Origin of the sequence: Thiohalobacter thiocyanaticus, assembly GCF_003932505.1 — a bacterium.
Lineage (GTDB): Bacteria > Pseudomonadota > Gammaproteobacteria > Thiohalobacterales > Thiohalobacteraceae > Thiohalobacter > Thiohalobacter thiocyanaticus.
In genome coordinates this window covers 2,180,000-2,194,397 of record NZ_QZMU01000001.1, presented here as the reverse complement: position 1 = coordinate 2,194,397, position 14,398 = coordinate 2,180,000, and the positions used below count along the sequence as shown (strand labels likewise).

Genomic DNA, 14,398 nt, shown 5'->3' with positions numbered 1-14,398 from the left:
TCAGTCTTGACCCGACCTACATTCTTCTCACGCCTCACGCCTCACGCCTCACGCCTCACGCCAAGATACCCGCACAGATCCTCCAGCCGCAGCGGCTTGCTGAACAGGTATCCCTGGCCGATGTCGGCGTCGTTGTCGCGCAGGAACTCGCACTGGGCCTCGGTCTCCACGCCCTCGCCCACCACCTGAATCCCCAGCCCCTTCGCCATGGCGATAATGGCCAGGCACAGGGCCGCATCGCCGGGGTCGGTCGTGATGTCGCGGACGAAATCCCGGTCGATCTTGATCTCGCTGAAGGGAAAGCGCTTGAGATAGCTCAGCGAGGAATAGCCGGTGCCGAAGTCGTCCATGGACAGGCGGACACCCATCCGGACCAGCGCATCCAGGCAGCTCATGGTGGCATCATCGTCCTCAACCAGCAGGCTTTCGGTGATCTCGATGAGGACGTCATCCGGCGCCAGCGCGTACCCGTCCAGATAATGCCGGAAGCGCTCCAGGAAGACCGGCTCCTTGAGCTGGCGCGAGGAAATGTTGATGGACACGGCCAGACGCCGGCCCAGAGCCCGGTGCAGGGCCGACATGTCCGCCAGCACCCGGTCGAGCATCCACTCGCCAATGGGATTGATCAGGCCGCTTTCCTCGGCCAGCGGGATGAAGCGGTCCGGAGGCACTTCGCCGAAGCGGCGATTGTTCCAGCGCATCAGTGCCTCGCAGCCGATCACCTCGCGGGTTCCGAGAGCGAGCTGCGGCTGATAGGCCAGGTACAGTTCACCGCGCTCGACGGCATGGCGCAGCTCGCTTTCCATCTCCAGGCGCTCGGCGGCATCGCGGTTCATCTCGGGGGTGAAGAAGCGGTAGGTATTGCGCCCGGCGGCCTTGGCCCGGTACATGGCGGTATCGGCATCGCTGAGCAGCACATCGGCAACCCGGCCGTCATCCGGATAAACGGCGATACCGATGCTGGCCGAGACGATCAGCTCGCGGCCTTCGATTTCCATGGGTGCGGTCATCGCCTGCAGGATACGCTCGGCGACGATCTCCGCCCGCTCCAGCCCCTCGAGTTCAGGCAGCAGGACCAGGAACTCGTCGCCGCCCCAGCGGGCCAGGGTGTCGGACTCCTCCAGCGGGTCCTGCAGCCGCCGCGCGGCCTGCTGCAGCAGCTTGTCGCCCACCCGGTGTCCGAGCGAATCGTTGATATTCTTGAAGTTGTCCAGGTCCACGAACATGGCGGCCAGCTGGCGGTGGCTGCGGGCGGCCCGTGCCAGTCCCACCTGCAGGCGGTCCATGACCAGGGCACGGTTGGGCAGGCGGGTCAGCGGGTCATAGTTGGCCTGCCGGATCAACTCCTCCTCGGCCCGCTTGCGCGCAGTGATATTGGAGGAGACATGCACCATGCCCGTCAAATCGGTATAGGAGCGGAAGGGGGTGAGCGAGTATTCGCGCCATTCCCCCTTCTCGTCCAGAAACTGCTCATAGTGCGATAACACCTGGCTGCTGTGGATGTGCTGGCAGACGACGCACTCATCCGGCGAATAGCGGCCGGAGTGGTACAGATCATGACAGTGACGGCCGACGACCGCCTCCGGCGGCCGGTTCACCACCGAGGCGGCGGCCCGGTTGGCCTGACGGATGACGCCAGCCGCATCGACCACGATGGTGGGTTCGGGAATGGCGTCATAGGTGCTGGAGCCGCGCGCCAGCAGCAGGTAGGGCTCGGTCAGGGTGGTGCGGACAACGGCATAGTAGATCAGCCAGAAGGACAGCAGCTTTAGGATATGCCCGACCAGGATGGGCATGCTGTACATGCTGTGATACAGGGTGAAGCTCAGCTCCGCCGCAACGGTGAGCAGTATGGCGCCGATCATCAGGACATAGATACGCCTGTCCATGTGAGCCCGGTAATGGCTCAGCACCCCGACCGCGGCCATCAGCAGCAGGATCACCACGTATTCGCTGACCACCTTGAACCGGGTCAGCCCCTCGCCCTCGACATAGGCAGCGGGGATCACGCCGGAAAACACCCAGCTGGCCAGCAGCCAGGCAATCAGACCGAACAGCAGCAGCAGCGGCACGGGCTGGACCCGCCGGGTGAAGAACAGCGGCCCGGTCAGCAGCAGGAAGGCCTCGAAATAGCGGGTCACGATCCAGAACTGAATCGACATCCCGGATCCGGTCGCCTGGATGATGCCCACACCCGGGAAACTCAGGGTATGCAGCAGGTCGAGAATGGCGACCCAGAAATAGCCCACCCCCAGGTACATCAGGTAATGATTGCGGGAGAATGCGTAGGTATGCCAGGCCACCACCGACAGGATGACGGCGACCATGACGGCGAACAGCTCGGCCAGGGTATGGAACAGGACGAAGTTGGTCTGGCTGACCAGCACCAGCAGCAGACTCAGACCCAGGGGCACGACCCAGCCACGCCAGCCAATGAAGGGGTCGACGAGATAATTCAGCCAGGTCGGCTGGAGTGCTTGTTCCAGGCGATCATTCATTATTTCAGCATGTTGAGAATATTCCAGGCTGCTGGCAGCCAGGTTTAACCATAATAATTATATGGATAATAACCCTGCCCGCCACCACCAGCAATATCGATGTTAACGGTTTGAAACAATTATAGCTTTAGGTTTTTGAAGTGAGGCGTGAGGCGTGAGGCGTGAGGCGTGAGGCGTGAGGCGTGAGGCGTGAGGCGTGAGGCGTGAGGCGTGAGGCGTGAGGCGTGAGCAAGTGTGTGGGCCGGCCCGCGGCCGTCAAGCCCGTTTTCACTTCTCGCTTCACGCTTCACCCTTCACGTTTTACGTCCTTTACCAGGCCAGACCGTGGCCGAAGCTCTCCTTGTAGCGTGCCTCGAATTCATTGCGGCTGAAGGTATGGTTCTGGGTACCATGCTTCTCGATCTTGATCGCCCCCATCATGGCAGCGATGCGGCCGGTGGTCTCCCAGTCCAGGTCGTTCATCAGGCCGTAGAGCAGGCCGGCGCGGAAGGCATCGCCGCAGCCGGTCGGATCGTTGATCTCGTGCGGTTTGGCGGCCGGGATGTCGATGCGCTTGTTCTTGAGGTAGATCTCCGAACCCTTGGCGCCGCGGGTGATGATCAGGGCCTCGACCCGCTCGGCGATCTCGTGCGGGGACCAGCCGGTGCGCTCCTGGATCAGCTCGCCCTCGTAGTCGTTGACACAGACATAGCTGGCCTTGTCGATGAAGTCCTTGAGATCATCCCCGCCGAACAGCGGCAGACCCTGGCCCGGGTCGAAGATGAAGGGGATGCCGGCCTCGGCGAACTGGGTGGCGTGCTCGATCATGCCGTCACGCCCGTCCGGCGAGACCATGCCCAGGGTCACGCCGCTGGCGTCCTGCACCCGGTTCTGGTGCGCCAGGTCCATCGCGCCGGGGTGGAAGGCGATGATCTGGTTGTCGTCCATGTCGGTGGTGATGAAGGCCTGCGCGGTATAGGTCTCGTTGATCTGTTTGATGTAGTCGCGCGGAATGCCGTGCCTGTCCATCCATTCGCCATAGGGGCCGAAATCGGCACCCACGGTACCCATCGGCTTGCCCTCGCCGCCCAGCAGCTTGAGGTTGTAGGCGATGTTGCCGGCGCAGCCACCGAACTCGCGGCGCATGTCCGGGACATGGAAGGCCACGTTCAGGATGTGGACCTTGTCGGGCAGGATGTGGTTCTTGAACTTGTCGTGGAACACCATGATGGTGTCGTAGGCCATGGAACCACAGATCAGTGCAGACATTCAGATACCTCCGTTACAGCTTCTATGAATTCGATAAAGAAACAGGGTGATGGCCACGGAATACACGGACAAAAGCATAACCATTCAATAGGCAAAACCCGGCAGAATACATGACTACAGTATTACAGCGTCATTCCCGCGCAGGCGGGAATCCATAAACCGCCGCGGCTGCTGGATCCCCGCCTGCGCGGGGATGACGGTGTTTCTGGTTCTGTAGCGGCTTGTTGGGTTACGGCGCTTCGCGCCTGACCCGACCTACATTGAATTGTCAGTGCTTTCCGTGTTTTCCGTGGCTATCTCAAAAAAACAGAATCAGCGCCCAGACCGCGCCGGCGGTCAGCAGGCTGGTCAGCACGGCCGCCGAGCCCATGTCCTTGGCGCGTCCGGCCAGCGGGTGATGTTCCTCGCTGATCCGGTCCACGGCCGTTTCCATGGCCGAGTTCAGCAGTTCGACGATAGGCACCAGCATCCAGCTGGCGATCATCAGGGCCTTCTCCACCCCGGTCTCTCCCAGCCACAGGGCCAGGGGCACGAACACCAGGGTGGCGGCCATCTCCTGGCGGAAGGCGGCCTCGTGGTGCAGGGCCGCGTGCCAGCCGCGCCAGGAGAAGCGGGTGGCATTGATCAGTCGGGTGAAGCCGGTGTTGCCATCCGGTTTGCCCACATTCAGTGCTCCGACCAGGCCAGGTCCAGTTCACGCGCAGCGCGCACGTCGTCCAGACGCCGCACCGGCTGGGTGTGCGGGGCTTCCTTGAGCACCTCGGCGTTGGTCTCGGCCTCTTCCTGGATCTTGATCATGGCCTCGACGAAGCCGTCCAGCTCCTCGCGCGCCTCGGTCTCGGTCGGCTCGATCAGCAGACACTCGGGCACCAGCAGCGGGAAGTAGGTGGTCGGGGCGTGATAGCCGTAGTCCAGCAGCCGCTTGGCGAAGTCCATCGCCGTCACATCGAGCTCCTTCTTCTGGCGCTTCAGCGTGACGATGAACTCGTGGGTGGCGCGCCGCTCCGGGAAGGCCAGGTCAAAGCCGGCCTCGCGCAGCTTCACCATCAGGTAGTTGGCGTTCAGGGTGGCGAAATCGGCCACCCGGTGCATGCCCTCGCGCCCGAGCAGCCGGGCATAGATATAGGCCCGCATGAGCACCCCGGCATTGCCCATGAAGGCCGACAGCCGGCCGATGCTCTGCGGCTTTTCCTTCTCGGTGATCCAGTGGTACCGGTCGCCGTAATTGCCCACCATGGGCACCGGCAGGAAGGGCTCCAGTCGCTCGGACACGCCCACCGGCCCGGCGCCCGGCCCGCCGCCGCCATGCGGGGTGGAGAAGGTCTTGTGCAGGTTCATGTGGATGACGTCGAAGCCCATCACGCCCGGGCGCACCTTGCCCAGGATGGCATTGAGGTTGGCGCCGTCATAGTAGAGCAGGCCGCCGGCCTCGTGCACGATGCGGGCGATCTCCTGGATCCTGCGCTCGAACACGCCGAGCGTGGACGGATTGGTGAGCATGATGCCCGCCGTCTGCGGGCCCACGGCCTGCTTCAGCGCCTCCAGATCCACATCCCCGTCCTTCATAGTGGGGATTTCGCGCACCTTGTAGCCGCACATGGTGGCGGTGGCCGGATTGGTGCCGTGGGCGGCATCCGGGACGATGATTTCGCTGCGCCCACTGTCGCCGCGCGCGTCGTGATAGGCGCGTATCATGGCGACACCGGTGAACTCACCCTGGGCGCCGGCGGCCGGGGTCAGCGAGACCGCCTTCATGCCGGTGATGTCCTTGAGCATCTCCTGCAACTCGTACATGCAGGCCATGAAGCCCTGACCGGTCGAGGCCGGCGCCAGCGGGTGCCGGGCCAGGAAGCCGGGCAGCATGGCATAGGTGTTACAGGCCCGCGGGTTGTACTTCATGGTGCAGGAACCCAGCGGATAGAACTGGGTGTCGATGGAGAAGTTCTTCTGCGACAGCCGGGTGTAGTGACGCACCGCCTGCAGCTCGGACACCTCGGGCAGGCCGGGCACGTCCTCGCGCAGCAGTCCGGCGGGGATGTCACTGACATCCGCCAGTTCGCGCGGCGAATGGCCAGGGGCCTCGCGGCCGGGTCGGGAATGTTCAAAAATCAGCATGATTCAATGCCTCATCAGTCGAAATCAAGAACGCCACGGAATACACGGAAAGCACGGACAAATTCATATTCATATTCATTCATGTCGGCTCAAGTCGCAGGTCTGATCAACTCAGCGTAACTGGCCTTCGAACTCATTACACAACAGTCAGATTATTGGCTACGACTCAGAAAAACCCCGTCATTCCCGCGCAGGCGGGAATCCATGTACCGCAGCGGCTACTGGATCCCCGCCTGCGCGGGGATGACGCTGCGTGAGTGCAGCCATATACCCTGGCCTGTGCGTAATATCTGTCCGTGTATTCCGTGGCGCTCTTGATCTTAAAAAATCACAACGCCGCGATGGCCTTGTCGTAGTCGGGCTCCTGGGTGATCTCGGGCACCTGCTCGGCGTGGACCACCCTGTCGTTCTCGTCGGCGACCACCACGGCGCGGGAGTTGATGCCGGCCAGGGGGCCGTCGGTGATCAACACGCCGTAGTCCTTGCCGAAATTGCGGTCGCGCATCATCGACAGGGTCTGCACCTTGTCCAGGTTCTCGGCGCTGCAGAACCGGCCCAGGGCAAACGGCAGGTCCGCGGAGACCGTCAGCACCACCACGTCGTCGCGCCCGCCGGCCAGCTCGTCGAATTTCCGGGTGGAGGCAGCGCACACGCCTGTGTCCAGGCTGGGCACGATGTTGATCAGCTTCTTTCTGCCCTTGTAGGCTGCCAGGCTGACATCGTTGAGGTCCTTGTCCACCAGCTTGAAGTCGGGCAGCTGGCTGCCGACGGCCGGCAGCTCGCCGATGGTGTTGATCGGATTACCTTCCAGCGTGATTTGTGCCATGGTCCACCTCCTTGCTCGTTAGTGTCCGCGATGTTAACGCTGAGACGCAAAGACCGAATCAGTGTCTAAAAAACCGTCATTGCGAGCGCAGCGTGGCAATCTCGTACTGCAGAGACTCGGTTAGAGATTGCCGCGGCGCTACGCGCCTCGCAATGACGGTACATCTCTGCGCCTCTGCGTCCTTTGCGTTGGCCTCGCTTCAGCCCACTGATCCAACTAAGCCATCTTCGGCTTCGCGGTGCGGCCGGTCGCGGCGTTGTCGCCGACAACCCGGTTCATCGCATCCGCATAGCGGTCCAGATCCTGCTGCGTCTTGGTCTCGGTCGCGCAGACCAGCAGGCAGTCTTCCAGTTCGGGATAGTCCTGCGCCAGGGCATAGCCGGCCAGCAGATTATCCTCGGCCAGTGCCGGCAGGATGGTATCCAGAGGTACTCCGACCTTGAGCACGCACTCATGGAAATAAGGCCGGTTGAATACGGGACCGACAGCCGGATTGTCGCGGAAGCGTTCCACCAGTGCACGGGTGTTGGCGTGGCTGGTGCGGGCGATGCGCTGCAGCCCGGCACCGCCGACGATCGACATGAAGATGGTCGAGGCGGTCACCAGCAGGCCCTGGTTGGTGCAGATGTTGGAAGTCGCCTTGGAGCGGCGGATGTGCTGCTCGCGCGCCTGCAGGGTCAGGGTGTAGCCGGTGCGGCCGTCGCGGTCGACGGTGCGGCCGACGATGCGCCCCGGCATCTGGCGCACATGCTCCTTGCGGCAACACATGTAGCCGTAATAGGGCCCGCCGGAGGCCAGCGGCACGCCCAGCGGCTGACCTTCGCCGCAGGCGATATCCACACCCTTCTCACCCCAGCGGCCGGGCGGGGTGAGCATGGCCGCGGCCATGGGATTGACCACGGCGATGGCCAGCGCCCCGTTGGCATGGGCCCAGTCGGTCAGATCGTCCACGTCCTCGAGGATGCCGAAGAAGTTGGGCTGGGCGATAACCAGGGCGGTGATGTCCTCGCCCTCGTACTGCTTCAGTGCCTCGACCGGGGTATGGCCGCCCGCCGGGTCATAGGGGACCTCGATCAGATCGATATCCTGGTTGTCGACAATGGTGCGGGTGGTGGCGCGATAGGCCGGGTGCACGGCCACCGGCATCAGCACCTTGCGCGACTTCGACTTGCGGTTGGCGCGCACGGCCATCAGCACCGCCTCGGCCAGCGCCGAGGCGCCGTCGTAGAGCGAGGCATTGGAGGCGTCCATGGCCATCAGCCGGGTCATCATGGTCTGGTATTCGTAGATCACCTGCAGCGTGCCCTGGCTGGCCTCGGCCTGGTAGGGCGTATAGGCGCTGTAGAACTCGCCGCGGGTGGTGATCTCCCACACCGCCGCCGGGATGTGGTGCTCGTAGGCACCGGCGCCGATGAAGTTCAGCGGCCGGCCGTCCTGCTCGGAACGCTCCAGCATCAGGCGGGCCAGCTCCGGCTCGCTCATCGTCTCGGGCACGCCATCCAGGTGCCTGATGCGCAGATCCGCGGGGATCTCGTCGAACAGGGCCTCGATGCTGTCGGCCCCGATGGCCTCGAGCATGGCGCGGATGTCATCTTCTGTGTGCGGTATAAAAGGCATGGTTAATCAGCTGCTGATTCCAGGTGTAGGATGGGTGAAGGCGTACAGCGCCCTCGACCATCGCGGGCCAGACAATGATGGGTTGCGCTTCGCTCCACCCATCCTGCCCCGACCATGAATTAATGCTCCTCGGACTCCAGGTAGGCCTGGTAGGCCTCGGCGTCCATCAGACCGTCCAGCTCGCTGCTGTCGCTCGGATTGAGCTTCATCAGCCAGCCATCACCGAAGGGGTCCTGATTGACCAGCTCCGGGCTGTCGGCCAGGGCGTCGTTGCCCTCGGTCACTTCACCGGAGATGGGCGCATAAACATCGGAGGCGGCCTTGACGGATTCCACCACGGCGCAGGCATCGCCGGCGGCGAAGCTGGTGCCCGCCTCGGGCGCCTCGACATAGACCATGTCGCCGAGCTGGTCCTGGGCGTGATCGGTAATCCCGACCACGACGCTGCCGTCGGCCTCGATGCGCACCCATTCATGGCTCTTGGTGTATTTGAGTTCGCCGGGTACTTCGCTCATCTATCTGTCCTCTTCGTTGTGAGGTGTAATTTAAAGAGCACCACGGAATACACGGAAAACACTGAATGTTTTGTTGTTATCGCCGGGTGCGTAGCGCCCAGGCGATGACACTAAGGGTGTTACATTTATTTTTTCCGTGCTTTCCGTGTATTCCGTGGCGCTCTTGATCTCTTGATCTTCAATCAAACCCTGACCTCGCCGTGGCGGACGAAAGGCGGCTTGACCACCCGCGCCGGGATGCGCTTGCCGCGGATTTCGACCTCGACGCTGTCACCGGCCGCGGCCGGGATGCGCGCCAGCGCAATCGAACCGCCGATGGTCGGTGAATAGCTGCCGCTGGTGACCTCGCCCTCGCCGGCCTCGGTGAAGACCTTCTGGTGATTGCGGATCACGCCCTTGCCCTCCAGCACCAGGCCGACAAGTTTGCTCGTCACTCCGGCCTCGCGCTGACTCTCGAGCGCGGCGCGGCCGATGAAATCACGCTCGGCCGGCTCCCAGGCCAGGGTCCAGCTCAGGCCGGATTCGAGCGGGGTGGTCTCCTCGGTCATGTCGGAGCCGTAGAGATTCATACCGGCCTCCAGACGCAGGGTGTCGCGTGCCCCCAGGCCGATGGGGCTGACGCCGTTGTCGGACAGGGCCTGCCACAGGCGCGGGGCGTCGGCTTCGGGCAGGACGATCTCGAAGCCGTCCTCGCCGGTGTAGCCGGTGCGGGCCACGAACCAGCCGGATTCCTGCATGCCGTTCAGGGCGGCGAAGAAGGGCTTGAGTTCGGCGGCAGCATCACGCAGGGTGGCCGGCAGCAGCTTCAGCACTTGATCGCGGGCGTTGGGGCCCTGAACGGCGATCATGGCCAGGTCGTCGCGCTCCCGGACCTCGACCCCGAAAGGCCCGGCCTGCTGGCGGATCCAGTCCAGGTCCTTGTCGCGGGTGGCGGCGTTGACCACCATGCGGAAGAAGTCCTCGCGGACATAATAGGTGATGAGATCGTCGATGACGCCGCCCTGCTCGTTGAGCATGCAGCTGTAAAGCGCCTTGCCGGGCGCCTGGAGACGATCGATGTTGTTGGCGAGCAGCTTGCGCAGAAGGGCGCGGGAATTATCGCCGTGCAGGTCCACCACCGTCATGTGGGAGACATCGAACATGCCGACGTCCCGGCGAACCTGGTGGTGTTCATCGACCTGGGAGCCGTAGTTGATCGGCATGTCCCAGCCGGCGAAATCGACCAGCTTGCCGCCCTGACGGACGTGCAGGTCGTACAACGGGGTATGTCTGCCCATTTGGTTGACTCTCGACTGCTTGGCCGCGGCGATAAAACAGGCGCGACGGGTTAATGGAAACCGTCGCCCCTCTGTCCACGGAAAGCCGGGCTTTCCAACCTGAGAGTGTAGGCGCCTGCCGGACGCCCCGCCCCTTCGGTGGGCCTGCCAGTCCGATGATCGGGGCAGACCGCTCTCCAGAGTCAACGTACCGCGACGGTCCCTTTGCCTGAGCGTTTCCGGGCGAGTTGCGCCTTCGGCGGCCCCCGGTGAATCGAGGGGCTCTCTCCCGCAGCGGTAATCAGTTGAGGGCCTGACTATACCCCGGCGATTGCGATAATCCAAGCCCGCCCCCCCCTAAAACCCTATTCCTGAGGAGTGTTTCCCCAGCGGTAGGCCCAGGTACGGCGTCCGGAGCGCCGGTCACTGCGCCACAGGTAGACCCCGTTGACCGGATCGAAGGCCAGGGCATAGTCGCTCGCCGTTCCCACGGGATGACCGGAATCCGTTTGTATTTCAGCGCTGTACCAGGCCTCCCGGCGCGGATCGAAGGCGAAGAAGCGCCCCCCCCGGACCCCGCCGCCGATCAGCTCATGGACCGGGTCGTAGGCCCAGGCGTGGCCGGTCTCACCGGGCGAATCCGGATCCAGACGGCGGATACGGCTTTTCGACCAGTCGCTGCGGTCAAGCGTGATCTCGTAGACCCCTTCGAGCACCTGTTCGCCCTTCGCACGCCCGCCCTGCAACATATAGTAGAAGCGATCCAGCGGCGGGAAATAGACCAGGCTGCGGGCCCAGTGCATATCGGGATGGTTGAATTCCAGGTGCGTGCTCATGCGGCCGCTGGCCGGGTCGAAGCTGCGCAGACTGCGCCGGTCCACCAGCAGCACCCGGCCGCTGACCGGATCGGTCTCGGCAGCGAAGGGATAGCCCACGGACGGGGCCCGGGTGTAGCGCCAGCGGCGACGGTCCGGGTCGTAGGCCGCCACCCGGCCCTCGGCGATGACGTAGGGCTGGCCCTCGGGCAAGCGATGGCAGCCCCGGCCCCGGCCCTGCACCTTGGCGAACAGGAACAGCTCGGCGGCCTCGCCGGCGATGGCCAGCAGGTCGTAGCTGTGGCGGGCGATGGGGTGATTGCTGCTGATCCAGCGCCCGGCCTCGACATCCACATTGTCCAGCCGGCGGTCCTCACAGGGGGTCGGCGCATAGGCAGAGCGCCATTCCAGGCTGGCCAGATCGAGGATCTCGACGTCGTCGCGGTAGGTGGCGGCATGGCCGCCGCCGAACAGCAGCAGCTGGTGGCGGGTCGGGTCATGGACCATCCCGCTGTAGTCGGTGATGGTGGCGCAGTTGCTGGTGTCCCGATCCTCGCCGTTGGGGCATTCATAGCGGCCCAGATCCAGTGCCTGATTCGGGCCCAGTGCCTGCAGCCGGGGGTGCGGGCGCGGCGGCTCGGCCGCCGCGACGGAGGCAATCAGGCACAGACAGAAACAGAGGCAGAGGCCGCGCATGCGGCAAGTGTAGACGATGCATGGCCTGTCGCGACGACTGTCGGGTCAGCCCGAAGGGCGTAACCCGGCACTCTGTACGCGTTACTTGCTGGTACAGCCCAGCAGACCCTCCAGCGGCTCGGGCCGGTGGATACCGTAACCCTGAGCGAAATCCACGCCCAGTTCAACCAGCTCACGCAGGGTATCGGCATCCTCGGCATACTCGGCGATGGTCTGTTTGCCCAGCAGGTGGCCGATGTCGTTGATGTTGCCCACCAGGGTGCGGTTGACCGGATCGCTGGCGATGCCGCGCACGAAGGTGCCGTCGATCTTGAGGTAATCCACCGGCAGGTTCTTCAAATAGGAGAAGGAGGACAGCCCGGAGCCGAAGTCATCCAGGGCGAAGCGACAACCCATGGCCTTGAGATCGCGGATGAAGCGCAGCGCGGCCTGGAAGTTGGAAATGGCCGTGGTCTCGGTGATCTCGAAGCAGAACAGATGTCCAGGCAGGTTGTGCAGGCTGAGCTGGGACTGGATGAAGGGCAGCAACGTCTCATCACCCAGGGTGCCGCCGGAGAGGTTGATGGCGCAGTGGCTGATGAAATCGGCCCCGTTGTCGGCCACGCATTCGGCGACCAGGGAGAAGGTGCGGGTGATGATCCAGCGGTCTACGATCGAGATCAGATCGAAGCGCTCGGCCGCCGGCAGAAACACCCCCGGGGCGATGAGCGTGTCGTCGTCACCGCGCATGCGCACCAGCACCTCGAAGGCCAGCCCGGGCGGTACCCGGTCATCGTCCAGACGCTGGATACGCTGGCCATAGAGCACCAGCCGGTCCTCCTCGACTGCGTCGTTGATGCGCGCAGCCCAGTCCATCTCGTTGCGGTGGCGCTGCATGTGCACATCATCGACCTGGTAGACGTGGGTGCGCCGGCGTCCGGCGTGCTTGGCCGAGTAGCAGGCCAGGTCGGCCGCGCTCATCAGGTCGGTGAGCGAGGTCTCCCCGGGACGGAACTCCAGCACACCGATGCTGGCGCCGACCCGGAACAGGCGCTCGTCCCAGCTGAACTTGAAGTCTTCCAGCGCCTGGTGAATGCCGTCGGCCACACGCATGGCATGGTCCAGGTCGCAGTGGGTGAGGATCACCCCGAACTCGTCGCCACCCAGACGCGCCAGCATGTCGGTCTCGCGCACCTGGTGAAGCATCAGACCGCTGATCTGCTTGAGCATCTCATCGCCGGCGGTATGGCCGGCGATGTCGTTGACCACCTTGAACTGGTCGAGATCGATGTAGAGCAGAGTGTGATGGTCATCCCCGGTGGGGTGTTCGGGATAGCGCACCAGCTGGCGCAGGCGCTCCTCGAAGGCCATGCGGTTGTACAGACTGGTCAGGGCATCGTGGCTGGCCTGCCAGCTCAGGCGGTTGGCCATCTCGCGGGCCTTGGTAACGTCGTGGAAGACCAGCACCACACCGATGACGCTGCCGTCGTTGTCGCGGATGGGAGCGGCGGAATCCTCGATGGCGAACTCGTGGCCGTCGGTGCGCACCAGGATGGTGTGGTTGGCAAGGCCGACGATGCGGCCCTCACGCAGGCAGCGTTCGACCGGGTTCATGGCCGGACGGCGGGTCAGCTCGTTGACGATGCTGAACACCTCGGTCAGGGAGTGACCCCGCGCATGGGCGGCCTTCCAGCCGGTCAGGTACTCGGCGATCGGGTTGAGGAAGCGCACCCGGCCTTCCATGTCAGTGGTGATCACCCCGTCCCCGATGGAGGACAGGGTGACCTGGGCCAGTTCCTTCTCCTGCGCCAGCCGCCGTTCCAGGTTGCGGCGCTGCTCCAGCAGCACCCGGAAATCATCGGCCAGCACCCCGAGTTCGTCGGTGGAGTGTCCGCCCGTGATCCTCAGCGGCACCTCCGGGTTCAGACCGGAACGCACCACCTGCTGCAGCGGTGCCAGCGACTGACCGAAGCTCCTGACGAAGATCAGGCTGCCGCCGATGGCCAGGATCTCCAGCAGCAGCCACATAAAGAAGGTCTCGACGGTGAAAAAACCGGTCCGGGTCCAGTAATACTGCACCAGCATGGTATCGATCAGCAGCGGCACCAGGGCCCCGATCAGGAACACCTTGGTTCTGAGGGTGACATGCGGGCGTTCCAGTCGCAGGCCGGACAGCGACTGGCCGAACAGGTCCAGTACCCGGAAGAAGATCGGCAGCCCGACGATGATGGAGACGATCAGCGCGACCAGGTGGATCCGGAACCAGTCCACCGGCGCCGGCGAATAATCGGTGTACCAGGCCGCCGAGAGCATCACCGAGGCCGGCGCCAGCAGCAGGTAGATGAGGAACACCACCCAGAAATCGAGGGGGAAGCGGCGCATGCGTGCCAGCGCCTGCTGCCCCGTGGCCGGACCGGGTTCGGCAAGATAGTCCCGTATCGGCCGGATGAAACGCTGAAAATACAACAGTGCAAAGACCAGCGTGCCGAGGATGAAGGCGGGCTCCACCGGCGCGGCGAGGATCCGCGCGAGCTGGCCGGGTGTGAGCAGGTGAATGAACAGGATGAAGGCCAGCCCGAGCACCGGCGGGAGGGTCCAGGCCAGCAGGATGCAGGACATGAATCGCCGCTGGAACTGCTGTGGCGTCATGGCCGGGGAGACGGAAACGGCGGAATTTTTGTTTTCGTTGGTCGCAGAAACCTGCACATTGCGCTCCAACCACAGGCAATGGAACAAGCATACGGGAAGCCTGCGGGAAAAATCCACTGTTCACGTGACCGCCAGGCCAGGCGGGTGGATGATGGGCTTCGCCCTGCTCAGCCCGACCTAAGAA

At 63.9% G+C, this 14,398-nt stretch carries 11 protein-coding genes and 1 riboswitch; of the genes, 1 reads left to right on the top strand and 10 read right to left on the bottom strand.

The genetic code is table 11. The annotated features are described in order from the left end of the window. Nucleotides 1-41: 41 nt before the first annotated feature. The 10 genes from D6C00_RS10340 to D6C00_RS10290 form a co-directional block, all read right to left on the bottom strand. A complete protein-coding gene (locus tag D6C00_RS10340) occupies nt 42-2,498 on the bottom strand; it encodes a putative bifunctional diguanylate cyclase/phosphodiesterase (protein WP_125181651.1) in 2,457 nt (818 codons plus the stop codon). A gap of 309 nt (nt 2,499-2,807) precedes the next feature. Continuing rightward, entirely contained in the window at nt 2,808-3,746 is a 939-nt protein-coding gene (locus D6C00_RS10330) for a carbohydrate kinase family protein (protein ID WP_125181650.1), read from the bottom strand. 298 nt (nt 3,747-4,044) lie between these two features. After that, nucleotides 4,045-4,410, bottom strand: coding sequence for a diacylglycerol kinase (locus D6C00_RS10325; protein WP_125181649.1), 366 nt, complete (start codon nt 4,408-4,410; stop codon nt 4,045-4,047). A 2-nt stretch (nt 4,411-4,412) separates the two neighbouring features. Further along, nucleotides 4,413-5,861 (bottom strand): aminomethyl-transferring glycine dehydrogenase subunit GcvPB, encoded by a 1,449-nt coding sequence (gcvPB, locus tag D6C00_RS10320; protein WP_125181648.1) that lies wholly within the window; start codon nt 5,859-5,861, stop codon nt 4,413-4,415. 328 nt (nt 5,862-6,189) lie between these two features. Next, entirely contained in the window at nt 6,190-6,687 is a 498-nt protein-coding gene (gene tpx, locus D6C00_RS10315; RefSeq protein ID WP_125181647.1) for a thiol peroxidase, read from the bottom strand. A gap of 216 nt (nt 6,688-6,903) precedes the next feature. Continuing rightward, entirely contained in the window at nt 6,904-8,304 is a 1,401-nt protein-coding gene (gene gcvPA / locus D6C00_RS10310; RefSeq protein WP_125181646.1) for an aminomethyl-transferring glycine dehydrogenase subunit GcvPA, read from the bottom strand. Nucleotides 8,305-8,423: 119 nt separating this feature from the next. Beyond that, nucleotides 8,424-8,819 (bottom strand): glycine cleavage system protein GcvH, encoded by a 396-nt coding sequence (gene gcvH, locus D6C00_RS10305; protein WP_125181645.1) that lies wholly within the window; start codon nt 8,817-8,819, stop codon nt 8,424-8,426. Nucleotides 8,820-9,001: 182 nt separating this feature from the next. Beyond that, nucleotides 9,002-10,096: a glycine cleavage system aminomethyltransferase GcvT gene (gene gcvT / locus D6C00_RS10300; protein ID WP_125181644.1), complete on the bottom strand. Its 1,095-nt coding sequence runs from the start codon at nt 10,094-10,096 to the stop codon at nt 9,002-9,004. Between the two features lie 186 nt (nt 10,097-10,282). After that, nucleotides 10,283-10,377, bottom strand: a riboswitch (glycine riboswitch). A 63-nt stretch (nt 10,378-10,440) separates the two neighbouring features. Beyond that, complete coding sequence (locus D6C00_RS10295) at nt 10,441-11,586, bottom strand: hypothetical protein (protein ID WP_125181643.1); 1,146 nt, start codon at nt 11,584-11,586, stop codon at nt 10,441-10,443. Between the two features lie 81 nt (nt 11,587-11,667). Further along, nucleotides 11,668-14,184, bottom strand: coding sequence for an EAL domain-containing protein (locus D6C00_RS10290; protein WP_241546848.1), 2,517 nt, complete (start codon nt 14,182-14,184; stop codon nt 11,668-11,670). Between D6C00_RS10290 and D6C00_RS15595 the strand changes: the two genes are divergently transcribed. Beyond that, nucleotides 14,183-14,395: a hypothetical protein gene (locus D6C00_RS15595; RefSeq protein ID WP_170165434.1), complete on the top strand. Its 213-nt coding sequence runs from the start codon at nt 14,183-14,185 to the stop codon at nt 14,393-14,395. The genes D6C00_RS10290 and D6C00_RS15595 overlap by 2 nt on opposite strands. Nucleotides 14,396-14,398 lie beyond the last annotated feature (3 nt).

Bases quoted from the DNA above. Each gene is read 5' to 3' on its own strand.
- D6C00_RS10340 (WP_125181651.1), bottom strand. From the start codon at position 2,498: ATGAATGATCGCCTGGAACAAGCACTCCAGCCGACCTGGCTGAATTAT.
- D6C00_RS10330 (WP_125181650.1), bottom strand. From the start codon at position 3,746: ATGTCTGCACTGATCTGTGGTTCCATGGCCTACGACACCATCATGGTG.
- gcvPB (WP_125181648.1), bottom strand. From the start codon at position 5,861: ATGCTGATTTTTGAACATTCCCGACCCGGCCGCGAGGCCCCTGGCCAT.
- tpx (WP_125181647.1), bottom strand. From the start codon at position 6,687: ATGGCACAAATCACGCTGGAAGGTAATCCGATCAACACCATCGGCGAG.
- gcvPA (WP_125181646.1), bottom strand. From the start codon at position 8,304: ATGCCTTTTATACCGCACACAGAAGATGACATCCGCGCCATGCTCGAG.
- gcvH (WP_125181645.1), bottom strand. From the start codon at position 8,819: ATGAGCGAAGTACCCGGCGAACTCAAATACACCAAGAGCCATGAATGG.
- gcvT (WP_125181644.1), bottom strand. From the start codon at position 10,096: ATGGGCAGACATACCCCGTTGTACGACCTGCACGTCCGTCAGGGCGGC.
- D6C00_RS10295 (WP_125181643.1), bottom strand. From the start codon at position 11,586: ATGCGCGGCCTCTGCCTCTGTTTCTGTCTGTGCCTGATTGCCTCCGTC.
- D6C00_RS15595 (WP_170165434.1), top strand. From the start codon at position 14,183: ATGAATCGCCGCTGGAACTGCTGTGGCGTCATGGCCGGGGAGACGGAA.
- D6C00_RS10290 (WP_241546848.1), bottom strand. From the start codon at position 14,184: ATGTCCTGCATCCTGCTGGCCTGGACCCTCCCGCCGGTGCTCGGGCTG.